The 23,723-nt window shown below is 60.1% G+C and carries 14 protein-coding genes; 10 read left to right on the top strand and 4 right to left on the bottom strand.

Annotated features, from left to right (window positions below):
* The first annotated feature begins 203 nt into the window (after positions 1-203).
* The 7 genes from ACMXYJ_RS19230 to ACMXYJ_RS19200 all read left to right on the top strand — a co-directional run bounded on the left by ACMXYJ_RS19230 (position 204) and on the right by ACMXYJ_RS19200 (position 13,634).
* On the top strand, positions 204-1,520 hold the full coding sequence (locus ACMXYJ_RS19230) for an MdtA/MuxA family multidrug efflux RND transporter periplasmic adaptor subunit (protein WP_415756454.1): 1,317 nt from the start codon (positions 204-206) through the stop codon (positions 1,518-1,520).
* Entirely contained in the window at positions 1,517-4,621 is a 3,105-nt protein-coding gene (locus ACMXYJ_RS19225) for an MdtB/MuxB family multidrug efflux RND transporter permease subunit (RefSeq protein ID WP_415756453.1), read from the top strand. The genes ACMXYJ_RS19230 and ACMXYJ_RS19225 overlap by 4 nt, the downstream gene beginning before the upstream one ends.
* On the top strand, positions 4,618-7,725 hold the full coding sequence (locus ACMXYJ_RS19220) for an efflux RND transporter permease subunit (RefSeq protein WP_415756452.1): 3,108 nt from the start codon (positions 4,618-4,620) through the stop codon (positions 7,723-7,725). Before ACMXYJ_RS19225 ends, ACMXYJ_RS19220 begins: the two co-directional genes overlap by 4 nt.
* A complete protein-coding gene (locus ACMXYJ_RS19215) occupies positions 7,722-9,203 on the top strand; it encodes an efflux transporter outer membrane subunit (protein ID WP_415756451.1) in 1,482 nt (493 codons plus the stop codon). Before ACMXYJ_RS19220 ends, ACMXYJ_RS19215 begins: the two co-directional genes overlap by 4 nt.
* 189 nt (positions 9,204-9,392) lie before the next feature.
* Positions 9,393-11,474 (top strand): bifunctional diguanylate cyclase/phosphodiesterase, encoded by a 2,082-nt coding sequence (locus ACMXYJ_RS19210; RefSeq protein ID WP_415756450.1) that lies wholly within the window; start codon positions 9,393-9,395, stop codon positions 11,472-11,474.
* Positions 11,475-11,567: 93 nt separating this feature from the next.
* Positions 11,568-12,314, top strand: coding sequence for an SDR family oxidoreductase (locus tag ACMXYJ_RS19205; protein ID WP_415756449.1), 747 nt, complete (start codon positions 11,568-11,570; stop codon positions 12,312-12,314).
* A 165-nt stretch (positions 12,315-12,479) separates the two neighbouring features.
* Positions 12,480-13,634, top strand: a complete 1,155-nt coding sequence (locus ACMXYJ_RS19200; protein ID WP_415756448.1) for a Kelch repeat-containing protein — start codon at positions 12,480-12,482, stop codon at positions 13,632-13,634.
* An 8-nt stretch (positions 13,635-13,642) separates the two neighbouring features.
* Here ACMXYJ_RS19200 and mapR read toward each other — a convergent pair whose 3' ends face one another.
* The 3 genes from mapR to ACMXYJ_RS19185 form a co-directional block, all read right to left on the bottom strand.
* On the bottom strand, positions 13,643-15,052 hold the full coding sequence (gene mapR, locus ACMXYJ_RS19195) for a GntR family transcriptional regulator MpaR (protein ID WP_415756447.1): 1,410 nt from the start codon (positions 15,050-15,052) through the stop codon (positions 13,643-13,645).
* A gap of 239 nt (positions 15,053-15,291) precedes the next feature.
* Positions 15,292-16,737, bottom strand: coding sequence for a cytochrome c oxidase accessory protein CcoG (ccoG, locus tag ACMXYJ_RS19190; protein ID WP_415756446.1), 1,446 nt, complete (start codon positions 16,735-16,737; stop codon positions 15,292-15,294).
* Positions 16,738-16,932: 195 nt separating this feature from the next.
* Entirely contained in the window at positions 16,933-17,166 is a 234-nt protein-coding gene (locus ACMXYJ_RS19185) for a DUF3203 family protein (protein ID WP_056745903.1), read from the bottom strand.
* Between the two features lie 138 nt (positions 17,167-17,304).
* Here ACMXYJ_RS19185 and ACMXYJ_RS19180 point away from each other — a divergent pair, with 138 nt between their 5' ends.
* Positions 17,305-17,811: an MgtC/SapB family protein gene (locus ACMXYJ_RS19180; RefSeq protein WP_415756445.1), complete on the top strand. Its 507-nt coding sequence runs from the start codon at positions 17,305-17,307 to the stop codon at positions 17,809-17,811.
* A gap of 11 nt (positions 17,812-17,822) precedes the next feature.
* Here the strand turns inward: ACMXYJ_RS19180 and ACMXYJ_RS19175 are convergent, their stop codons facing one another.
* Positions 17,823-17,990, bottom strand: a complete 168-nt coding sequence (locus ACMXYJ_RS19175; RefSeq protein WP_415756444.1) for a hypothetical protein — start codon at positions 17,988-17,990, stop codon at positions 17,823-17,825.
* A 230-nt stretch (positions 17,991-18,220) separates the two neighbouring features.
* On the opposite strand from ACMXYJ_RS19175, the gene ACMXYJ_RS19170 reads away from it, so the two are divergent.
* Positions 18,221-20,215: an alpha-1,4-glucan--maltose-1-phosphate maltosyltransferase gene (locus tag ACMXYJ_RS19170; RefSeq protein WP_415756443.1), complete on the top strand. Its 1,995-nt coding sequence runs from the start codon at positions 18,221-18,223 to the stop codon at positions 20,213-20,215.
* Positions 20,216-20,379: 164 nt separating this feature from the next.
* Positions 20,380-23,721, top strand: a complete 3,342-nt coding sequence (gene treS / locus ACMXYJ_RS19165; protein WP_415756442.1) for a maltose alpha-D-glucosyltransferase — start codon at positions 20,380-20,382, stop codon at positions 23,719-23,721.
* Positions 23,722-23,723: the final 2 nt, after the last annotated feature.

Genomic DNA, 23,723 nt, shown 5'->3' with positions numbered 1-23,723 from the left:
TGCCCTGCACAACAGCAGACCCGGCGCGGCGGGGTAATTCAGTGAGAACGCCCCCTCTGTCCAGGCCGTTTTCATTTGTGCTTCAGTGTCTTAGATACATCTCCTGTTACGTAAGCCGAAGGTAAATTGCCGGTAAAGCCGCTTTGCTTAATGCCCGCCAGTGCTTATCGTTCAGCCTCCTGTAGAAGAAGCCCACGCGCCCAATGGTTGATCATTCCATGCAATCCTCCGTTTCCCGTAGTCCCCGTCGCTGGCTGTTTGGCCTGCTTGTCCTATTGGTCATCGCTGGCCTGTGCTGGAAATTCTGGCCCGCCGGCACTGCCCAAAAAGAGGGCGCAGGGCAGAAAGCCGTTGCCGGGCACACCGGCAAGTCGGGGGGAATGCGTCCCGGTTTCGGCGGGGCGACCGGGCCGATTCCGGTGCGTGTCGCGCCAGCGGTCAAGGGCGACTTCCCGCTGTACTACAAGGCGCTGGGCACCGTGACGGCGCTGAACACCATCAATGTGCGCAGCCGCGTCGGTGGTGAGCTGATGAAGATCTCCTTCGAGGAAGGGCAGATGGTCAAGGCAGGCGATCTGCTGGCTGAAATCGACCCGCGTCCTTACCAGAACGCCTTGCTTCAGGCCGAAGGCACGTTGCTGCAGAACCAGGCACAACTGAAAAACGCCCAGGTCGATGTGGAACGCTATCGCGGCCTGTACCGCGAAGACAGTATTGCCAAGCAGACCCTGGACACCGCCGAAGCACTGGTGGGGCAGTACCAGGGCACGGTCAAAACCAATCAGGCGGCGGTCAACGACGCCAAGCTCAATCTGGAATTCACCAAAATCCGCGCCCCGATTGCCGGGCGTGTGGGCTTGCGTCAGCTGGATGTCGGCAACCTGGTGGCAGCCAACGACACCACCGCGCTGGTGATCATCACCCAGACCCAACCGATCAGTGTCGCCTTCACCTTGCCGGAAAACAGCCTGGAAACCGTGCTGGCCCGTTATCGCACCGGCGCCAAACTGCCCGCCGAAGCCTGGGACCGTGGTGACACCAAGTTGCAGGCCACCGGCGTCTTGCAGAGCCTGGACAACCAGATCGACGTCACCACCGGGACCCTGAAATTCAAGGCGCGTTATGAGAACCGCGATCAGGCGCTGTTCCCGAATCAGTTCGTCAACGTCCACCTGCTGGCCGACACCCTAAAAGACGTGGTGCTCGCACCTTCGGCAGCGATTCAGTTCGGCACCAACGGTACGTTTGTCTACGCCCTGGACGGCGACAAGAAAGTCGCGATTCGTCAGTTGAAAGTCGGCGCCAGTGACGGTGAAAACACCGTGATTACCGAAGGCCTGGCCCCTGGGGATCGCGTGGTCCTTGAAGGCACCGACCGCTTGAAGGAAGGCAGCGAAGTGGAAGTGGTCAACGACACCAAGGATGTACCGACCACCCCGACCGGGCACCTGCAAGGCAAATCGGCCGCCACGGCACCTGACGCGACGACCACCGACAAGGTGAAAAAGGACGGCGCATGAACATCTCGCGGCTGTTCATCCTTCGCCCGGTAGCCACGACCCTGAGTATGCTGGCCATAGTCCTGGCCGGCGTGATCGCCTATCGGCTGTTGCCGGTGTCGGCATTGCCTCAGGTCGATTACCCGACCATCCGCGTCATGACGCTGTATCCCGGTGCCAGCCCGGATGTCATGACCAGCGCCGTGACTGCGCCGTTGGAGCGTCAATTCGGGCAGATGCCCGGCCTGACCCAGATGGCATCGACCAGCTCCGGCGGCGCTTCGGTGCTGACCCTGCGTTTCAGCCTCGACGTCAACATGGACGTCGCCGAGCAGCAGGTGCAGGCGGCGATTAACGCCGCGACCAATTTGCTGCCCAAGGACCTGCCGGCGCCGCCGGTGTACAACAAGGTCAACCCGGCGGACACCCCGGTACTGACGCTGGCCATCACCTCCAAGACCATGCTGCTGCCCAAGCTCAACGATTTGGTCGACACGCGCATGGCGCAGAAAATTGCCCAGATCAGCGGCGTCGGCATGGTCAGCATTGCCGGTGGCCAGCGTCAGGCCGTGCGGATCAAGGTCAACCCCGAGGCACTGGCGGCCAATGGCTTGAACCTGTCTGACGTACGCACCTTGATCGGAGCGTCCAACGTCAACCAGCCCAAGGGCAACTTTGACGGCCCGACGCGGGTGTCGATGCTCGATGCAAACGATCAACTGACCTCGCCCAAAGACTACGCCAACCTGATTCTCGCCTATGCCAACGGCGCGCCGTTGCGGTTGAAGGACGTGGCAGAGATCGTCGATGGTGCGGAAAACGAACGTCTGGCGGCGTGGGCCAACGAAAATCAGGCGGTGCTGCTGAACATCCAGCGGCAGCCTGGCGCCAACGTCATCGAAGTAGTCGACCGGATCAAAGCCCTGCTGCCGAGCATCACCGACAACCTGCCTGCCGGTCTCGAAGTCACCGTGCTGACCGACCGCACCCAGACTATCCGCGCCTCGGTCACCGACGTGCAGCACGAATTGTTGATCGCCATTGCACTGGTCGTGATGGTGACCTTCCTGTTCCTGCGTCGGGCCAGCGCGACGATCATTCCGTCGGTGGCCGTGCCACTGTCGCTGATCGGCACCTTCGGCGTGATGTACCTCGCGGGTTTCTCGGTCAATAACCTGACCCTGATGGCACTGACCATCGCCACCGGTTTCGTGGTGGACGATGCGATCGTCATGCTGGAGAACATTTCCCGATTTATCGAAGAGGGCGACAGCCCCCTGAATGCGGCGCTCAAGGGCGCCAAGCAGATTGGCTTCACGCTGATCTCCCTGACCCTGTCGCTGATCGCCGTCTTGATTCCGTTGCTGTTCATGGCCGACGTGGTAGGGCGATTGTTCCGCGAGTTTGCCATCACCCTGGCGGTGGCGATCCTGATTTCCCTTGTCGTCTCTCTGACCCTGACGCCAATGATGTGCGCGCGGCTGCTCAAACGTGAGCCGAAGGAAGAAGAACAGGGCCGTTTCTACCGGGCCAGCGGCGCAGCAATTGATTGGATGATCGCGGTTTACGGGCGCAAGTTAAAGTGGGTTCTCAAGCATCAACCGCTGACCCTGATGGTGGCCATCGGCACGCTGGCGTTGACCGTGTTCCTCTACATGGTGGTGCCAAAGGGCTTTTTTCCGGTGCAGGACACCGGGGTGATCCAGGGCATTTCCGAGGCGCCGCAGTCGATTTCCTTCGCCGCCATGAGCGAGCGTCAGCAGGAACTGGCCAAAGTGATCTTGGCGGATCCGGCGGTGGAGAGCCTGTCGTCCTACATCGGCGTCGACGGTGACAACTCGACGCTCAATAGCGGTCGTCTGCTGATCAACCTCAAATCCCACAGTGACCGTGACCTCAGCGCCACCGAGGTGATTGCACGTCTGCAACCGGAACTGGACAAACTCACCGGCATTCGCCTGTTCATGCAACCGGTGCAGGACCTGACCATCGAAGACCGTGTCAGCCGGACTCAATACCAGTTCAGCATGTCGTCGCCGGATTCCGAGCTGCTCAGTCTGTGGAGCGGTCGTCTGGTGGACGCACTGGCCCAACAGCCGGAGTTGACTGACGTTGCCAGCGATTTGCAGGACAAGGGTTTGCAGGTCTATCTGGTGATTGACCGCGATGCGGCGTCGCGGGTCGGCGTGTCGGTGTCAAACATCACCGATGCGCTGTACGACGCCTTCGGTCAGCGACAGATTTCCACCATCTACACCCAGGCCAGCCAGTACCGTGTGGTGCTGCAATCGCAGTCGGGCGAAAGGATCGGCCCGGAGGCGCTGAATCAGATTCACGTGAAAACCACCGATGGCGGGCAAGTGCGCCTGTCCAGTCTGGCGCACATGGAGGAGCGTCAGGCCCAACTGGCGATCACTCATATCGGTCAGTTCCCGGCAGTGATGATGTCCTTCAACCTGGCACCTGGCGTGGCGCTGGGGCATGCAGTGGAAATCATCGACCAGGTGCAGAAAGACATCGGCATGCCGATCGGCGTGCAGACCCAGTTCCAGGGCGCGGCCGAGGCATTCCAGGCGTCGCTGTCGAGCACCTTGCTGCTGATTCTGGCGGCGGTGGTCACCATGTACATCGTGCTCGGTGTGCTTTACGAGAGCTACATCCACCCGATCACCATTCTCTCGACCTTGCCCTCAGCGGCGGTCGGTGCCTTGCTGGCGTTGCTGGTGAGCGGGAATGATCTGGGCATGATCGCGATCATCGGCATCATTTTGTTGATCGGTATCGTGAAAAAGAACGCGATCATGATGATCGACTTTGCCCTCGACGCTGAACGCAATCAGGGCATGGACCCGGAAACGGCGATCTATCAGGCGGCGCTGCTGCGTTTCCGGCCGATTCTGATGACCACACTGGCCGCGCTGTTCGGCGCGGTGCCGCTGATGCTAGCGACCGGCTCCGGCGCGGAACTGCGTCAACCGTTGGGTCTGGTGATGGTGGGTGGCTTGTTGGTGAGTCAGGTGCTGACGCTGTTTACCACTCCGGTCATCTATCTGTATTTCGACCGCCTCGGTCGGCGCTGGGGTCGCAAGCCTGAAGCCGTGGAAGCGGTAGAACAGCCATGAACCTGTCCGGACCTTTCATCAAGCGCCCGGTCGCGACGATGTTGCTGAGCCTGGCGATCATGCTGCTGGGCGGCGTGAGCTTCGGCCTGTTGCCGGTGGCGCCGCTGCCGCAGATGGACTTCCCGGTGATCGTGGTCCAGGCGAGTCTGCCCGGTGCAAGCCCGGAGGTCATGGCCTCGACCGTGGCTACGCCGCTGGAGCGCTCCTTCGGCGCCATCGCCGGGGTCAACACCATGAGCAGCCGCTCCAGCCAGGGCTCGACCCGGGTGATTTTGCAGTTCGACCTCGACCGCGACATCAACGGCGCGGCGCGGGAAGTGCAGGCGGCAATCAACGCCTCGCGCAATTTGCTGCCGAGCGGGATGCGCAGCATGCCGACCTACAAGAAGGTCAACCCGTCCCAGGCGCCGGTCATGGTGCTGTCGCTGACCTCCGATGTACTGGAAAAAGGCCAGCTCTACGATTTGGCCTCGACGATTCTGTCCCAGAGCGTGTCTCAGGTGCAGGGTGTCGGCGAAGTGCAGATCGGCGGCAGTTCCTTGCCGGCGGTGCGCATCGAACTCGAACCGCAGGCGCTCAACCAGTACGGCGTGGCACTGGACGATGTGCGTAACACCATCGCCAGCGCCAACGTGCGACGGCCCAAGGGCTCGGTCGAAGACGGACAGCGGCAGTGGCAGGTTCAGGCCAACGATCAACTGGAAAAAGCCAAGGATTACGAGTCGCTGATCATTCACTACGCGGACGGCGCGGCCCTGCGCCTGAAGGACGTGGCCAAAGTCAGCGACGGCGTCGAAGACCGCTACAACAGCGGTTTCTTCAACAACGACGCGGCGGTACTGCTGGTGATCAACCGCCAGGCCGGCGCCAACATCATCGAGACGGTCAACGAAATCAAGGCTCAACTGCCGGCGTTGCAGGCCGTGTTGCCGGCCAGCGTGAAGCTGAACGTGGCGATGGACCGGTCGCCGGTGATCAAGGCGACCTTGCACGAAGCGGAAATGACCTTGCTGATTGCCGTGGCGTTAGTGATCCTGGTGGTGTTCCTGTTCCTCGGTAACTTCCGCGCCTCGTTGATTCCAACGTTGGCGGTGCCGGTGTCGCTGGTCGGCACCTTTGCGGTGATGTACCTCTACGGATTCTCCCTGAATAACCTGTCACTGATGGCGCTGATTCTGGCCACCGGACTGGTGGTGGACGACGCCATTGTGGTGCTGGAGAACATTTCCCGGCACATCGACAAAGGCGTACCGCCGATGAAGGCCGCGTACCTGGGGGCGCAGGAAGTCGGCTTCACCTTGCTGTCGATGAACGTCTCGCTGGTGGCGGTGTTCCTGTCGATCCTGTTCATGGGCGGGATCGTCGAAAGCCTGTTTCGCGAGTTTTCCATCACGTTGGCGGCGTCCATTGTGGTGTCGCTGGTGGTCTCGCTGACGCTGACACCGATGCTCTGCGCCCGCTGGCTCAAGCCGCATACGCCGGGAGAGGAAAACCGTTTGCAGCGCTGGAGTCAGCGCGCCAACGAGTGGATGGTCGGCAAATACGCCACAAGCCTCGACTGGGTGCTGCGTCATCGCCGGTTGACCTTGCTTAGCTTGGTCGTGACAGTCGGCGTTAACATTGCGTTGTATATCGTTGTTCCTAAAACATTTATGCCTCAGCAGGACACTGGTCAGCTGATCGGTTTCGTGCGCGGCGACGATGGGTTGTCGTTCAGCGTGATGCAGCCAAAAATGGAAACCTTCCGCCGCGCCGTGCTCAAGGATGACGCGGTGCAAAGCGTCGCCGGCTTCATCGGCGGCACCAACGGCACCAACAACGCCTTCATGCTGGTGCGGCTGAAACCGATCAAGGAACGCAACATTTCTGCGCAAAAGGTCATTGAACGCCTGCGCAAGGAAATGCCCAAGGTCGCCGGTGCGCAGCTGATGCTGATGGCCGATCAGGACTTGCAGTTTGGTGGCGGCCGTGAACAGACCACGTCCCAGTATTCCTACATCCTGCAAAGCGCCGACCTTGGTGAGTTGCGCGAGTGGTACCCGAAAGTCGTTACCGCACTCAAGGCTTTGCCGGAGCTGACCGCGATTGACGCCCGTGAAGGGCGCGGCGCCCAACAGGTGACGCTGATCGTCGACCGTGATCAGGCCAAACGCCTGGGCGTCGACATGGACATGGTCACCGCGGTGCTGAACAACGCTTACAGCCAGCGGCAGATTTCGACGATTTACGACAGCCTTAATCAGTATCAAGTGGTGATGGAGGTCAATCCGAAATACGCCCAGGACCCGATCACCCTCAAACAGGTTCAGGTGATCACGGCTGACGGCGCGCGGATTCCGCTCTCGACCATCGCTCATTATGAAAACAGTCTGGAAGACGACCGCGTCAGCCACGAAGGCCAGTTCGCCTCCGAGAGCATTTCCTTCGACATGGCTGAAGGCGTGACAGTTGAGCAGGGCTCGGCGGCCATCGAGCGGGCTATCGCCAAACTGGGCATGCCGGAAGACGTGATCGTGAAAATGGCCGGCACCGCCGACGCCTTCGCCGCGACCCAGAAGAGCCAACCGTGGATGATTCTCGGCGCGCTGGTTGCGGTGTATCTGGTGCTCGGTGTGCTGTATGAAAGCTACATCCATCCGCTGACCATTCTTTCGACCTTGCCGTCGGCCGGGGTCGGCGCGTTGCTGTCGATCTATGCGTTGGGCGGTGAGTTCAGCCTGATCTCGTTGCTCGGGTTGTTCCTGCTGATCGGCGTGGTGAAGAAAAACGCCATTCTGATGATCGACCTGGCCTTGCAGCTGGAACGGCATCAGGGCATGGCGCCGCTGGAATCGATTCGCAGCGCTTGCCTGCAACGTCTGCGGCCGATTCTGATGACCACCCTGGCGGCGATCCTCGGTGCGTTGCCGTTGCTGCTGAGCCGCGCCGAAGGTGCGGAAATGCGTCAGCCGCTGGGCCTGACCATCATTGGCGGGCTGATCTTCAGCCAGGTACTGACCCTTTACACCACCCCGGTGGTTTATCTCTATCTCGACAAACTGCGCCATCGCTTCAATCACTGGCGTGGGGTGCGTACTGATGCTGCTCTGGAAACTCCGCTATGACTGACCGTTCGCTTATCACTCTGACTGCACCGCTGGTTACGGCCCGAGGCTCGCGTTTGTTGAGCCTGGCGCTGTGCGTGGCGATGCTCAGCGCCTGCGCCATCGGCCCGGATTACCAGCGCCCGCAAGCGGCTGCGCCGGCGCAATACAAGGAAGCGGCAGGCTGGCGTCAGGCCAATCCCAGCGATTCCCTGGCCCGTGGCGCCTGGTGGGAGTTGTATGGCGATCGGCAGCTCAATGGCCTGATCGAAAAACTCAACAGTTCCAACCAGACCGTCGCACAGTCCGAAGCCCAGTACCGTCAGGCCCAGGCCTTGGTGCGCAGTGCCCGTGGCGCGTTTTTCCCGACCGTGGACCTGACCGTCGGGAAAAACCGCTCCAGCCAGGGCACCGGCAGCAGCAGTTCGAGCCTGACCAGTTCTTCCAGCGGGATTCGTGACACTTACACCGCGCAGGCCGGAGTCAGTTGGGAGGCCGACGTTTGGGGCAAGCTGCGCCGAGGACTGGAAGCCGACACGGCCAACGCCGAGGCGAGTTATGCCGATCTGGCGGCGATGCGCTTGAGCCAGCAGTCGGAACTGGTGCAGAACTATCTGCAATTGCGGGTGATCGACGAGCAGAAACGCCTGCTGGAGGCGACGGTCGAGGCCTATCAGCGCTCGCTGACAATGACCGAAAATCAGTACCGCGCCGGTGTCTCCGGCAAGGATGCGGTGGCGCAGGCTCAGACTCAGCTCAAAAGCACCCAGGCTGACATGGTTGATCTGATCTGGCAGCGCGCCCAGTTCGAGAACGCCATTGCCGTACTGATCGGGCTACCGCCGGCCGAGTTCAGCCTGGCTGAAACCAAAGACATTCCTGCGTTGCCCGAGATACCGCTGAGCCTGCCTTCGCAATTGCTCGAGCGCCGCCCGGACATCGCCTCCGCCGAGCGCTCGGTGATGGCCGCCAATGCCAACATCGGTGTGGCCAAGGCGGCCTATTACCCGGATCTGACACTGAGTCTGAACGGTGGTTACAGCAGCAGCACCACTTCGAACTGGATCAGCGTGCCGAACCGCTTCTGGTCGGTCGGACCGCAATTGGCCATGACCTTGTTCGACGGCGGTCAGCGCTCCGCGGAAGTTGACCGTAGCGAAGCGGCCTACGACGAGACCGTGGCGAAGTACCGTCAGACCGTGCTCGATGGCTTCCGTGAGGTGGAAAACTATCTGGTGCAGCTCAAGGTCCTGGAAGACGAAGCGGGCGTGCGCCAGGAAGCTCTGGACGCGGCGCGAGAGTCCTTGCGCCTGACCCAGAACCAGTACAAGGCCGGTGTGATTGCTTATCTGGGCGTGGTGGTCGTTCAGGCCACAGCGTTGAACAACGAACGCAGCGTGCTGAGCCTGTTGCAGAGCCGGTTGATTGCCAGCGTGCAGTTGATCGCGGCATTGGGTGGTGGCTGGGATGGGGCGTTACAAGTGAGCGAAAAAGAGTAGGCGCCGATTCTCTGATGGCAACTCGCCACAACGCAGCTGCTACCGGTGGGCGCGGCCGTCGCGAGGTGTCAAACAAGCGTTTCATCGACTTGATGGCCCTTTGCTTATTTTGTCAGTGCGTTCTTTTGCGCAATCAGTACAATCGCCCGATTTGCCCCCCGAGAACGGAGGGCTGTCGCGAGTAGTCTCATGCTTATCGGTAGCTATTCCCCCACGCTGGTCATCATCTCGCTTTGTGTGGCGATTCTCGCCTCCTATACCGCGCTCGACCTGACCGAACGCATCTCCACGGCCAAGGGCCGGGCCGTACATCTATGGACGGCTGGCGGCGCCTTTGCCATGGGGGTTGGCGTGTGGTCGATGCATTTCATCGGCATGCTCGCGTTCAAACTGCCCATCGACCTCGGATACGACGTCGGCATCACGTTGCTGTCACTGTTGATTGGCATCTTGTCCTGCGGCTTTGCCCTGTGGCTGGTCAGCCAGCCACAATTGCCAGCCTGGCAATTGGCGTTCGGCGCGCTGATCATGGGTTCCGGGATCAGCGCGATGCACTACACCGGCATGGCAGCCATGCGTATGCAGCCGGGTATCGATTACGATCCGACACTGTTCGGCGCCTCGCTGCTGATCGCCGTGGTCGCCTCGGGCGCCGCGTTATGGATCGCTTTTCGCCTGCGCCAGCACACACCTTATGTCGGCCTGATCCGTGGCGGTGCGGCGGTGATCATGGGGGTCGCGATCGTCGGCATGCACTACACCGGCATGGCGGCGGCGCGTTTCCCGGATGGCAGCTTCTGTGGCGCGGCCGTCAGCGGCCTGAACGGCAAGGGCCTGGACAATCTGGTGCTGATCACCACCCTGGCAGTGTTGAGCCTTGCCTTGCTGACCTCGGTCCTCGATGCGCGCCTGGAGGCCCGCACCGCAGGCCTTGCCCACTCATTGACCGAAGCCAACCGCGAGCTGACCCAACTGGCCCTGCATGACACCCTGACCGGCCTGCCGAATCGCGTGTTGCTGGCTGACCGCATCGATCAGGCGATGTCGATGGTGCGCGAGCAAGGCGGTTGTTTCGCGTTGATGTTCATCGATCTGGACGGTTTCAAACCGGTCAACGATGCCTTTGGGCACCATATGGGCGATCTGTTGTTGCGTGAGGTCGGCTTGCGCTTGCGTGAGGATTTGCGCAGCCATGACACCCTGGCGCGGATCGGCGGTGATGAATTCGTTTTACTGGTACAGCTCGGCGAGCAGAATGACGCATTGAACCTGGCGGCCCGGCAGGTCGGGCTGATCGGGCGTTCGTTCCGGGTCGCCGAACATGACTTGCAGATTTCCGCCAGCGTCGGCATCGCGATTTATCCGGGCAATGGTGAAACCGCCGAGGAATTGCTGATGAACGCTGACGCGGCGATGTACCACGCCAAGGGCACCGGGAAAAACGGCTACAGCTTCTTCGATGCCTCGATGAACAGCAACGCGCGCAAACAGCTGCAGTTATTGCAGGACTTGCGTATCGCCATTGATCAGCAGCAATTCAGTCTTTATTACCAACCCAAGTTCGACGCCAACAATGGCCGGCCGGTCGGTGCCGAGGCGTTGTTGCGCTGGGTGCATCCGACCCAGGGCATGCTGTTGCCGGACAAGTTCATCGAACTGGCGGAGAAAACCGGGCTGATCATTCCGATTGGCGAGTGGGTGCTCAACGAAGCCTGCCGTCAGATGCGCGAGTGGTACGTGCTCGGGTACACCGACTGGCGCATCGCGGTGAACCTTTCAGCCTTGCAGTTCTGCCACACGGGCCTGGTCCAGAGCGTCGCCAAAGCCTTGGCCACTCACCATTTGCCGGCCAACAGCCTGACCCTCGAGATCACGGAAACCACCGCCATGAGCGATGCCGATGCGAGCATGACGGTGCTTCAGGAGCTGTCGACAATGGGTGTCGACCTGTCGATCGATGACTTTGGCACCGGCTATTCGAGCTTGATGTACCTCAAGCGCTTGCCGGCCAACGAACTGAAGATCGACCGGGGTTTTGTCCGGGATCTGGAGCGTGACAGCGATGACGCCGCCATCGTTTCCGCCATCGTTGCCCTCGGCCAGGCGCTGGGGTTGCGGATCGTCGCCGAAGGGGTGGAGACCGACTCGCAGCAAGACTTCCTGACGCAACTCGGTTGTGATTCGCTGCAGGGCTATCTGCTCGGGCACCCGCTGCCGGCCGAACGCTTCATGATAGATATTCTGCGTGCAGAGCAATTGGCGCTGAGTTGATAACAATGTGATTGATGTGAGCCCATGCAAAAGCCTGCGATGACGGTTATTCTTGGCCCCGACTGCTAACGCTTGGAATGGGGGAAATTTCGCATGGACAAAGTCATCGTCATCACTGGCGGCAGCCGCGGCATCGGCGCCGCCACAGCCCTGTTGGCCGCCGAGCAAGGCTATCGGATCTGCATCAACTACCTGGCCGACGAATCCGCTGCGCAACGTGTACTGGAGCAAGTCCGCGCCCTCGGCGCCCAAGCCATTGCGGTGCGTGCTGACGTCAGCATCGAAGATGAAGTGATCGCGCTGTTCCATCGCGTGGACACTGAGTTGGGCCGGGTCACGGCCCTGGTGAACAACGCCGGCACCGTCGGGCATAAGTCGCGGATCGATGAAATGTCCGAATTCCGTATTCTCAAAATCCTCAGAACCAACGTCCTGGCGCCAATCCTCTGCGCCAAACACGCGATCCTGCGCATGTCGCCCAAACATGGCGGGCAGGGCGGCAGCATCGTTAACGTGTCCTCGGTGGCCTCCCGCCTGGGCGCGCCAAGTGAATACGTCGACTACGCAGCGTCGAAAGGTGCGCTGGATACGTTCACCATCGGCCTGTCCAAAGAAGTGGCCGGCGAAGGCATCCGCGTCAACGCCGTGCGCCCTGGTTACATCTACACCGATTTCCACGCATTGAGCGGCGACCCGGATCGGGTCAGCAAGTTGGAGTCGGGGATTCCGATGGCTCGGGGCGGGCGACCGGATGAAGTGGCTGAGGCGATTGTGTGGTTGCTGTCGGATAAGGCTTCCTATGCGACCGGGACGTTTGTTGATCTAGGCGGCGGGCGATAACCGGAGGGGCACACCACATAACAGATCGTGCCTTCTGCTGGTACCTGTTATTTCTGACAGTAGACCTATCGAGGAGTGGCCCGTAGATTGGATTTGAGTGAAAGCGGTGATTGGTTATTCCTGAATCACTGTATTCAAACTGACTTTCAGTGACGGAGCATTCCCATGAACAATGTCGTCGATGGTTATTTCGAAACGGTAGCTTCCCTGACCGTCCCGCGGGCAAACCACTCGGCCACGGTGCTACCTGACGGTTCTGTACTGGTGGTGGGGGGCATTAACGGGTCAGAGCGCAATACACCGGATGCGGCTGACCATCCCAACCTTTCACCACCTGTGCGCGCCGATCAGATTTCTTGGGAGCAGTTGCGCGTTGCGGCAATTGCACCGGTTGCCGACGTCGAACGCTACGATTCACTCGAAGATACTTGGCATCCCACATCTCCATTGGCCGAGGCCCGCTCCCGTCATTGTGCGGTGAGATTGATCAATGGTCAGGTCATGATCATTGCAGGGGCCGGGCAGCAGCGCACGCTCAACAGTGTCGAGTTGTACAACTCAACCGATGATTGCTGGACAGCGGCGACACCGCTGGGGACACCGCGTTTTGCACATACCGCAACGCTCTTGAACAATGGTCATGTCCTGGTTTGCGCGGGCAATAATCAGTATCAAGGGACGGGTCAGGTACTCGACAGTGTGGAAATCTACGACCCGGCAAACGATAGCTGGACCGTTGCCCCCTGGATCCCGATTGCACGGATGGATCACAGCGCCACGCTGTTGGCGTCCGGAGAAGTATTGGTGTTGGGGGGGTACTCGGCAACGCTGAATGCTGCGATCGACGATGCCTCGTTGTTTGATCCGGTCAATCGAACCTGGCGCAACGTCAACCCATTACCCGAAAAACGAATGCAGCACACGGCAACACTGTTGACTGATGGCCGGGTGTTGGTGGCCGGCGGTACCGATGAGCCTTTTGCTCACGGGCGAACGGGTTCGTATCTGTACGATCCTGAAACGGACAGCTGGGGCCCAGCCATGCACCTGGATTTTGGCCGCAAAGGTCATAGTGCCGCAACACTGCGCTTGGGGCGTGTGCTGGTGGTGGGTGATACTTCAGATGTATCAGGTGCCTTTGTCGCGGAGGTGTTCGACCCTGTCTCCAATCATTGGACAACGTCTGCTGAATTGGAAACCGGTCGGTTTGCACACAGCACTAGACTGCTGCCCTCGGGGCAGCTAATAGTAGCAGCAGGGCAATTGCCCATGAGTCACCCGGCTTACACCGTCAGTACTGAGTTGTTTACCGAGCGATAGATCTGGGGTCAGAACGACCGCACAATCCGCCCCAACGTCTCCATCGCTCTCTCGGCCGTCTCATCCCAGGGGCTGCCGTAATTGAGCCGAATGCAATTCCTGAAGCGCTGAGCCGGTGAAAAAATCGGCCCGGGTGCAATGCTGATCCCTTGCGCCAACGCCATCTGAAACAACTTCAGTGAATCCATCTGCGGTGGCAATTCCAGCCACAGGAAGTAACCGCCGGCCGGTTGGCTGACGCGCGTTTGCGCCGGGAAGTAGCGCGCGATCGCGGCGAGCATGGCGCTTTGCTGTTCTTCCAGGGCGTAGCGCAGTTTTCGCAAGTGCCGGTCATAGCCGCCGTGTTGCAGGTAATCGGCAATGGCCGCCTGGGCCGGCATCGAGGCGCACAGCGACGTCATGAGTTTCAGCCGTTCGATCTTCTGCGCGTAACGCCCGGCGGCGACCCAACCGATGCGGTAGCCGGGGGCCAGACTTTTGGCGAACGAACCGCAGTGCATCACCAGCCCTTCGGTATCAAAAGACTTGGCCGGTTTCGGCGCCTGTTGGCCGTAATAGAGTTCGGCGTAGACGTCGTCTTCGATCAGCGGCACCTGATGGCTGCGCAATAGCTCAACCAGTTCCTGTTTCTTCGCCTCGGGCATCGTCGCGCCCATCGGGTTCTGGAAACTGGTCATGCACCAGACAGCCTTGATCGGGTGCCGTGACAGGGTTTGCGCGAGTACGCCAAGGTCGATGCCATCGCGCGGATGCACAGGAATTTCGACGGCTTTGAGCTTCAACCGCTCCAGGATTTGCAGGCAGGCGTAGAACGCCGGGGCTTCGATGGCCACCAGATCGCCGGGCTCGGTGACCGCTTGCAGGCACAGGTTCAGCGCTTCCAGCGCGCCGTTGGTGATCAGCAGTTCTTCCATGGGCAGCATCAGCCCGCCGACCATGTAGCGCAGGGCGATTTGTCGACGCAGTTGCGGGTTGCCCGGCGACATGTCGGTGACGACCATGCGCGGGTCCATCTCGCGGGCGGCGCTGGCCAGGGAGCGGGACAGGCGCTGCAGCGGGAACAGGGTCGGACTGGGGAAGGCCGAGCCGAAGGGTACGGTGTTCGGGTCCTTGATCGAGTCGAGTACCGAGAACACCAGTTCGCTGACGTCGACTTCGGTGGACTCATTGGCCTGGCTGCTGATCACCGGCTCCGAGAACGGGCTCGGCGCGTGCGCGTTGACGAAGTAGCCGGAACGCGGGCGAGCGCGGATCAGGCCGCGGCGTTCGAGCAGGTAGTAGGCCTGGAACACCGTGGACGGGCTGACCCCGTAGGTCTGGCTGGCGTAGCGCACGGATGGCACGCGCTGTCCGGGGCCGAGAACACCGGAGCGGATCAGTTCAGCGATGTCGTCGGCGAATTTTTCGTAGCGTTTCATCGGGTGGCCTTGTTGCCTGGGGTTTTTGTTGGGTGTCAGGGATATCCACCCCTCACCCTAACCCTCTCCCCAGAGGGGCGAGGGGACTGACCGAGGTGTTTGTTCAAAATACTGCGACCTGAAATATCTAGTCGAACTCAGGTTTTGAAAGGCTTGAAGATCTGCTCCCTTTCCCCCTCTCCCCTGTGGGGCGGTCCGACGTTTCGGGAGGGCTGGGGTGAGGGGTGGATTCTAAAGCCTCAACGGTTCATCGGCGCAACAAACCGGCTCTTCGCCACGCTATAAATCTCTGGCTCATCGCTGTCGACAATCTTGAAACTGATCGTCTGTGAACTGCTGCTCGGCCGTTCCGTGGTCATCGCCACCGACACCGGCACATCCACAATCTCGCCCGGTGCCAGGCTCAGTTCGGTCTTGCCTTGCAGCAGGAAGCCGTCGCCATCGACCAGGGTCAGGCGGTAATCCTGACGTTGCTGGGTTTTGTTGATGACTTTCAGGCTGTAGATGTTTTCGATCTGCCCCTGACTGTTCTCGCGGAACAGGCCACGGTCCTTGCTCACGTCCAGCGAGACCATCGGCCGCTCCACCAGCGCCAGGGCAAGCGCACCGATCATCACCAGCAGGACCGCGGTGTAGCCGATCAATCGCGGTCGCAGTAAATGAGTCTTGCCGCCCTGCAATTGATGCTCCGAGGTGTAGCTGATCAGCCCGCGGGCGTAGCCCATTTTGTCCATGATCGAATCACAGGCGTCGATGCACGCGGCGCAGCCGATGCATTCCATCTGCAAACCGTCACGGATGTCGATGCCGGTCGGGCAGACCTGCACGCACACCTGGCAGTCGATGCAATCACCGAGGCCGACTTCAGCCGGTGCCACGTCACGTTTGCGTGGGCCACGGTTTTCGCCGCGGGCCACGTCGTAGGAGATGGTCAGGGTGTCTTTGTCGAACATCACGCTCTGGAACCGCGCATACGGGCACATGTGCATGCACACCGCTTCCCGCAGCCAACCGGCGTTGATGTAAGTCGCGCCGGTAAAGAACAGCACCCAGAACAGGCTGACGCCGCCCATCTGCCAAGTGAGCAGTTCTTCGGCCAGCGGCCGGATCGGGGTGAAATAGCCGACAAAGGTCAGGCCGGTCAACAGGCTGATGGCCAGCCACAAGGTGTGCTTGGCCGAGCGGCGGACCAGTTTGTTCAGGCCCCAGGGTGCGGCTTGCAGCTTGATCCGCTGGTTGCGCTCGCCTTCGGTGAGCTTCTCGCACCACATGAAGATCCAGGTCCAGGTGCTCTGTGGGCAGGTGTAACCGCACCAGACTCGTCCGGCGAACACGGTGATCGCAAACAGGCCGAAGGCGGCAATGATCAGCAGCGCCGACAGCAGGATGAAATCCTGCGGCCAGAAGGTTGCGCCGAAGATGTGGAATTTACTTTCGGAAAGGTCCCAGAGCACGGCTTGGCGACCGCCCCAGTTCAACCACACCGTGCCGAAGAACAGCAGGAACAGAAACCCCGCGCCGCTCAGGCGCAGGGTGCGGAATAAACCGGTGAAGCTGCGGGTGTGGATCAGGTTGTCGCTGGACTTGGCCTTCATCTTTGGACGCGAAGGCTCATAGCTCTTCACTGAAGGGTTGTGTATTAAAGGGGCGGTTTCTACGGTTCGGACGGGGATTCTATCGCTCATGGTCTTTCGCTCATCAGCCTCCATCAGGCCTGAGCACTATGAGCGGCGATCTGTTTGCATAACAGACTCACCTAATGCAATAAAAAGCGGATCAGATGGGCATTGATCCGCTGCCTGCGACAAGTTGATGCACCCGCAGCAGCGGGACGCAGACGCCTATATCAAGCGTCTGCGGGTGTTGTTGATCCGGGTCAGTCAAATCACCGAATCACTGTCGGTGGCCTTCAAATGCTTACGCCCGTCGACTGCGCCTGCTACGGTCAATGCGTCGGCTTCTGCTTCGGTAATGTAGAAGCGCTGGCCATTGAGCTCCACCGCCGACATGGCTTTTTCCGAGTCGGTAATGATGGTGACGTCGGGACACAAACGAATTTCTTCGCCGTTCTCGGTAATGAAGAAGCAGGTCTGGCTTTCGATGCGCACAGTCATGGAAGTGTCCTTTTTTTCTGCGGGTTCTAGAGTGTTAGGGCACCGCCGAAGATCATCGTTCTGTGCAACCGATTAATGGTCGGCGCGGTCCATCCTCAATAGAGCAACTTTCTGGTCAGTCAGCACAAGGACAACACCATGAACGCCTGGTGGCATGAGGTTTGGGTGACCCTGCAAGCGGAGTTCGCCGACGTTGGCGACGCTTCACAATTGACGCGCATTACCGTGCGTTTACTGATGGCCGCAGTGTTGGGCGGGATTCTCGGCTTCGAACGCGAGCACAAGGGCAAGGCCGCCGGGGTTCGCACCCACATGCTGGTGGCGCTCGGCGCCGCGCTGTTCGTGCTGGTGCCGCAAATGTCCGGCTCGCAGGCCGATGCCATGAGCCGGGTGGTGCAGGGTGTGATCGCAGGGATCGGCTTTCTGGGCGCGGGGACTATTCTGAAAAATACCGCGGACGACGAGGGCCACGTCAAAGGGCTGACCACCGCCGCCGGGTTGTGGATGACCGCCGCCATCGGTGTCTCGGCCGGGTTGGGGCGAGAGGCGACGGCGGTGCTCAGCACGTTGCTGGCGTTGGCGATCCTCAGTGTGATGCCCGTCGTTGTGCGAATGATCGACAAGGACAAGGATCAAAAGCCGTGAACTGACGATCGTTACTCGGGTGTAACGATCACCGGCGGCATCGTCTCTGGTGGCTCTTCCCGCGGTGGCGGTGTAGTGCCAGGCGGCTCTTGCTCAGGCACAGGTTCAGGCTCGGTCGACGGAATGGTCGGGCTGTCGATATTTGGATCAGGCGTTTCAGCAGGGATTGGAATGCTCATGAATTCAGCCTCCAGTGGCACATGGCGTAAGTCGTGCTTAAGTGTGTTGACCACCGTGCAAAGGAATTGATTCCGCCGAAGGCCCAGGCAATTTCTCGTGAACTTTTACCGGCGCCTGTCGCTCGGAACCTAAGTGAGTTCATTCCGGGGCGGACGATCCTGCGGGATGGCTATCCTGTTACAAGCCACAGACACAAGAGCGTCCATGGGGCGTAAAGGAGAGATGCTCGATGACTGCTGAAAAACCGACAGAGCTGAACTACAACCCTCATATGCCGCTGTCGCAGGCCTTACTGCTACCGCGCATCGCAATCGAAAACACCATGCCGACCCTCGATGGCGGGCAGTTCGCCGTCAAAGCCGTGGTGGGTCAGGACGTGGTGGTGACCAGCAAAGTATTTGCCGACGGCCACGACAAGTTGGCCGTGCGCATACGCTCGCGTGCCGAGGGTGATGAAACCTGGCAAAGCGAAGTCATGGCCGACCTGGGCAATAACGGTTGGCAGGGCCAGTTCCGGGTCGCGCGTCAGGGCCGTTATGTGTTTTGCATCGAAGCCTGGATCGATCAGTTCGCCAGCTTCTGTTATGACCTGGAGAAAAAACACGCAGCCAGAGTGCCGATCAGCCTGGAACTGCAGGAAGGGCGGACTCAAGTCCAGCAAGCCGCCGAACGCACGGAAGGACAACTGAGCGAGCAACTGGCGGCGCTGCACCATGAATTGTCGGGTCTGCTCGAAATCGAGCAGGTCGAGCTGTTTCTGCACCAGCGTAGCGCCGAGTTGATGACGCAGGCCGATCATCGTGCCTATTTGAGCATCAGCCCCGAGTACCCGCTCGACGTCGAACGGGACCTGGCGCAGTTCGCCAGTTGGTATGAATTGTTTCCGCGTTCGATCACCGACGATCCAGCCCGTCATGGCACGTTCAACGATGTGCATTCGCGGCTGCCGATGATCCAGGACATGGGCTTCGATGTGCTGTACTTCCCGCCGATCCACCCGATTGGCCGCAGTTACCGCAAGGGCCCGAACAACTCCCTGACCGCCGGGCCGGACGATCCGGGCAGTCCGTATGCCATCGGCAGCGAAGAGGGTGGGCATGAAGCCATTCATTCGGAGCTGGGCACGCGCGAAGACTTCCGGCGTCTTGTCGCGGCAGCCGCTGACCATGGACTGGAAATCGCCCTCGATTTCGCGATTCAGTGTTCCCAGGACCACCCGTGGCTGCAGCAGCATCCGGGCTGGTTCAACTGGCGGCCCGACGGCACGATCAAATACGCCGAGAACCCGCCGAAGAAATACCAGGACATCGTCAACGTCGATTTCTATGCCACCGATGCGATTCCGAGCCTGTGGGTCGAGTTGCGCGACATCGTGGTGGGTTGGGTCGAGGAGGGCGTGAAGCTGTTTCGCGTCGACAACCCGCACACCAAACCGCTGCCGTTCTGGCAATGGCTGATCGCTGATGTGCGGGCGCTGTACCCCGAGGTGATCTTCCTGGCTGAAGCCTTCACCACACCGGCGATGATGGCGCGGTTGGGCAAGGTCGGTTACTCCCAGAGCTACACCTACTTCACCTGGCGCAACAACAAATCCGAGCTGGCCACTTACTTCACCGAACTCAACGAATCGCCGTGGCGCGAATGCTTCCGGCCGAATTTCTTCGTCAATACACCGGACATCAACCCGGCGTTTTTGCATGAGTCGGGGCGTGCCGGATTTCTGATCCGCGCTGCACTGGCAACCATGGGCTCCGGTCTGTGGGGCATGTATTCAGGCTTTGAACTGTGCGAAGCGGCACCGGTGCCGGGCAAGGAGGAGTACCTCAATTCCGAGAAGTACGAAATCCGCCCACGGGACTTCAACGCGCCGGGCAACATCATTGCCGAGATCGCCCAGCTCAACCGCATCCGCCGGCAGAACCCGGCGCTGCAGACGCACTTGGGCTTGAAGGTCTACAACGCCTGGAACGACAACATTCTGTATTTCGGCAAACGCAGCGCCGATGGCCGCAATTTCGTCCTGGTGGCGGTGAGCCTTGATCCACACAACGTCCAGGAAGCGAATTTCGAATTGCCGCTGTGGGAAATGGGCTTGCCCGACGACGCCAGCACCCAGGGCGAAGACTTGATGAGCGGTCATCGGTGGACCTGGCACGGCAAGTACCAGTTCATGCGAATCGACCCGGCGCATCAACCGTTCGGGATCTGGCGGATCACTGTGTAAACGCAGGACCTGTGGGAGCGAGCTTGCTCGCGATGGCGTCACAACAGTCAGCATTTATGTCGACTGATACTCCGCCATCGCGAGCAAGCTCGCTCCCACAGGTAATCATCGCGTTTGAGACAGGCGCTCGGCTCAGCGAATTTCGAATTCAACAGGAGTTTCAAATGGCGAAGAAACCTAAGGCAGCCACCTTTATCAAGGACCCGCTCTGGTACAAGGATGCGGTGATCTACCAGGTTCACGTTAAGTCTTTTTTCGACTCCAACAATGACGGGATCGGCGACTTTCCCGGTCTTATTGCCAAACTCGATTACATTGCCGATCTGGGCGTCAACACCATTTGGTTGTTGCCGTTCTATCCCTCGCCTCGGCGCGATGACGGCTATGACATTGCAGAATACCGTGGCGTGCATTCCGATTACGGCACTATGGCCGACGCCAAGCGGTTCATCTCGGAAGCCCACAAACGTGGCCTGCGGGTCATTACCGAACTGGTCATCAACCACACCTCTGACCAGCACGCCTGGTTCCAGCGCGCGCGCAAAGCCAAGAAAGGTTCGGCGGCACGGGATTTCTACGTCTGGTCCGATGACGATCAAAAATACGACGGCACCCGCATCATCTTTCTCGACACCGAAAAATCCAACTGGACCTGGGACCCGGTGGCCGGCCAGTACTTCTGGCATCGCTTCTATTCCCACCAGCCAGACCTGAATTTCGATAACCCGCAAGTCATGAAAGCCGTGCTGTCAGTGATGCGTTACTGGCTGGACATGGGCATCGACGGTCTGCGTCTGGACGCGATTCCATACCTGATCGAACGCGACGGCACCAACAACGAAAACCTGCCCGAGACTCACGACGTCCTCAAGCAGATCCGTGCCGAAATCGACGCCTATTACCCGGACCGCATGCTGCTGGCCGAGGCCAACCAATGGCCGGAAGACACCCAACTGTACTTCGGCGACACCGACGCCAAAGGGCTGAACGGCGACGAATGCCACATGGCGTTCCACTTCCCGCTGATGCCGCGCATGTACATGGCGCTGGCTCAGGAGGACCGCTTCCCGATCACCGACATTCTGCGTCAGACCCCGGAGATCCCGGCCAACTGTCAGTGGGCGATTTTCCTGCGCAACCACGATGAGCTGACCCTTGAAATGGTCACCGACAAGGAGCGCGATTACCTGTGGAATTACTACGCGGCCGACCGTCGGGCGCGGATCAACCTGGGCATTCGCCGCCGTCTCGCACCGTTGATGGAGCGCGATCGTCGTCGCGTAGAGCTGCTCAACAGTTTGCTGCTGTCGATGCCCGGCACGCCGACCCTGTATTACGGCGATGAAATCGGCATGGGTGACAACATCTACCTCGGCGACCGAGACGGCGTGCGCACGCCGATGCAGTGGTCGATTGACCGTAACGGCGGTTTCTCCCGCGCCGACCCGGCCAGCCTGGTGCTGCCGCCGATCATGGACCCGCAATACGGTTACCTGTCGGTCAACGTTGAAACCCAGGCCGGCGATCCGCATTCGCTGCTGAACTGGACCCGGCGCATGCTCGCCGTGCGCAAGCAGTCCAAGGCCTTCGGTCGCGGCACGCTGAAAATGCTCTCGCCGACCAACCGACGGATTCTGGCCTACACCCGGGAATTCACCGGACCGGACGGCAAGCACGAAATCATCTTGTGCGTGGCCAACGTGTCCCGCAGCGCGCAAGCGGCGGAACTGGACCTGTCGGCCTACGTCGGCATGGTGCCGGTGGAGATGCTCGGCGGTAACGCCTTCCCGCCGATCGGCCAGTTGAATTTCCTGCTGACCCTGGCGCCCTACGGCTTCTATTGGTTCGTATTGGCGGCGGAAAACCAGATGCCGAGCTGGCACGTGGAACCGGCGCAAAGCCTGCCGGACTTCACCACGCTGGTGCTGAAAAAACAAATGGAAGAACTGCTCGAAGCGCCGTCCCGCGGCACGCTGGAGCAGGGTATTTTGCCGAGCTGGCTACAGAATCGTCGCTGGTTTGCCGGCAAGGACGCGGCCATCGAACAGGTCAACATCGCTTATGGCGTGCGCTTCGGCGATCCACAACATCCGGTGCTGTTGAGTGAAATCGATGTCACCAGTGGCGGCCAGACCAACCGTTATCAGTTGCCGTTCGGTTTTATCTCCGAAGATCAGGTGGGTGCCGCGTTGCCTCAGCAACTGGCCTTGTCTCGGGTCCGGCGCGTGCGTCAGGTCGGCTTGATCACCGATGCATTCAGCCTCGACACCTTTGTGCATGCGGTATTGCAAGGCATGCAAAGTAATACCGTATTGCCATCCAGCGCGGGCGATATCTGTTTTGAACCGACATGGGAGCTGGCGAAACTCGGTCTGACCGGGGAATCGGAAGTGCGCTACCTGTCCGCCGAACAGTCCAACAGTTCGGTGGTGATCGGCAACAGCCTGGTGCTGAAGCTGATCCGCAAGGTCGCGTCTGGCGTGCACCCGGAACTGGAAATGAGCGCGTTCCTGACACTCGCCGGTTTCCGCAATATCTCGCCGCTGCTGGGGTCGGTGGTTCGCCGCGACCCGGCGGGCGAGGAAAGCCTGCTGATGATTGCCCAAGGCTACTTGAGCAATCAGGGCGATGCCTGGGAATGGACCCAGAACAACCTCGAACGGGCGCTGCGTGATGAACTCGCCGACGCCATGTCCGAGCAGGAGCAACACTACAATGCCTTGGGTGAACTGAGAGACTTCGCCGGAATGCTCGGCCAGCGTCTGGGCGAAATGCATCAGCTTCTGGCGGCGCCCAGCGACAACCCGGACTTCGCCCCACAGGTCACCACCCAAAAAGATGCCTTGGCCTGCGCCAAGGATGTGGCGGCGCAACTGGAGCATGCGCTGAAGTTGCTCAAGCAGCATCAAAGCGAATTGAACCCGGCAGACAAAGCCTTGGTCACTCGTTTACTGGATAACAAAAAAGCCATCCTCAGCCATGTTCAGGAACTGGGTAAAAAAGCCGTTGGTGGTCTGCGTATTCGTGTCCACGGCGACTTGCACCTGGGCCAGGTGCTGGTGATCAAAGGCGACGCCTACCTGATCGACTTCGAAGGCGAGCCGGCGCGACCGCTGCATGAACGACGGGGCAAACACAGCCCATACAAAGACGTCAGTGGCGTATTGCGTTCTTTTGACTACGCTGCGGCGATGGCGATCAACGTGCACAACGTCGACAACACGGCCGATGCCCGAGCCGCTCGTCAACGTGTCGCTGATCGCTATTTAAATGAAGCAAGACAAGCATTTGTCGACGCTTATCGGCTGGCGGCAGCTAGTCTTGCTCATGCATGGCAAGATCCGGAAGGCGAGGACGCCGCGTTGGCGTTGTTCGGCCTGGAGAAGGCAGCGTATGAAGTAGCCTATGAGGCAGAAAATCGCCCCACATGGTTGCCCGTGCCGTTGCACGGTTTGTATGGGTTATTGAGTGGGCTTAAACCCTTTTCCGATCTTGGTGGAGAGTAGTC

The organism is Pseudomonas arabinosi, from assembly GCF_047758675.1.
Taxonomy (GTDB): domain Bacteria; phylum Pseudomonadota; class Gammaproteobacteria; order Pseudomonadales; family Pseudomonadaceae; genus Aquipseudomonas; species Aquipseudomonas arabinosi.
This window is presented reverse-complemented; position numbering and strand designations above follow the sequence as displayed.

Bases quoted from the DNA above. Each gene is read 5' to 3' on its own strand.
- ACMXYJ_RS19230 (WP_415756454.1), top strand. From the start codon at position 204: ATGGTTGATCATTCCATGCAATCCTCCGTTTCCCGTAGTCCCCGTCGC.
- treS (WP_415756442.1), top strand. From the start codon at position 20,380: ATGGCGAAGAAACCTAAGGCAGCCACCTTTATCAAGGACCCGCTCTGG.
- ACMXYJ_RS19225 (WP_415756453.1), top strand. From the start codon at position 1,517: ATGAACATCTCGCGGCTGTTCATCCTTCGCCCGGTAGCCACGACCCTG.
- ccoG (WP_415756446.1), bottom strand. From the start codon at position 16,737: ATGAGCGATAGAATCCCCGTCCGAACCGTAGAAACCGCCCCTTTAATA.
- ACMXYJ_RS19220 (WP_415756452.1), top strand. From the start codon at position 4,618: ATGAACCTGTCCGGACCTTTCATCAAGCGCCCGGTCGCGACGATGTTG.
- ACMXYJ_RS19180 (WP_415756445.1), top strand. From the start codon at position 17,305: ATGAACGCCTGGTGGCATGAGGTTTGGGTGACCCTGCAAGCGGAGTTC.
- ACMXYJ_RS19170 (WP_415756443.1), top strand. From the start codon at position 18,221: ATGACTGCTGAAAAACCGACAGAGCTGAACTACAACCCTCATATGCCG.
- mapR (WP_415756447.1), bottom strand. From the start codon at position 15,052: ATGAAACGCTACGAAAAATTCGCCGACGACATCGCTGAACTGATCCGC.
- ACMXYJ_RS19205 (WP_415756449.1), top strand. From the start codon at position 11,568: ATGGACAAAGTCATCGTCATCACTGGCGGCAGCCGCGGCATCGGCGCC.
- ACMXYJ_RS19215 (WP_415756451.1), top strand. From the start codon at position 7,722: ATGACTGACCGTTCGCTTATCACTCTGACTGCACCGCTGGTTACGGCC.
- ACMXYJ_RS19185 (WP_056745903.1), bottom strand. From the start codon at position 17,166: ATGACTGTGCGCATCGAAAGCCAGACCTGCTTCTTCATTACCGAGAAC.
- ACMXYJ_RS19210 (WP_415756450.1), top strand. From the start codon at position 9,393: ATGCTTATCGGTAGCTATTCCCCCACGCTGGTCATCATCTCGCTTTGT.
- ACMXYJ_RS19200 (WP_415756448.1), top strand. From the start codon at position 12,480: ATGAACAATGTCGTCGATGGTTATTTCGAAACGGTAGCTTCCCTGACC.
- ACMXYJ_RS19175 (WP_415756444.1), bottom strand. From the start codon at position 17,990: ATGAGCATTCCAATCCCTGCTGAAACGCCTGATCCAAATATCGACAGC.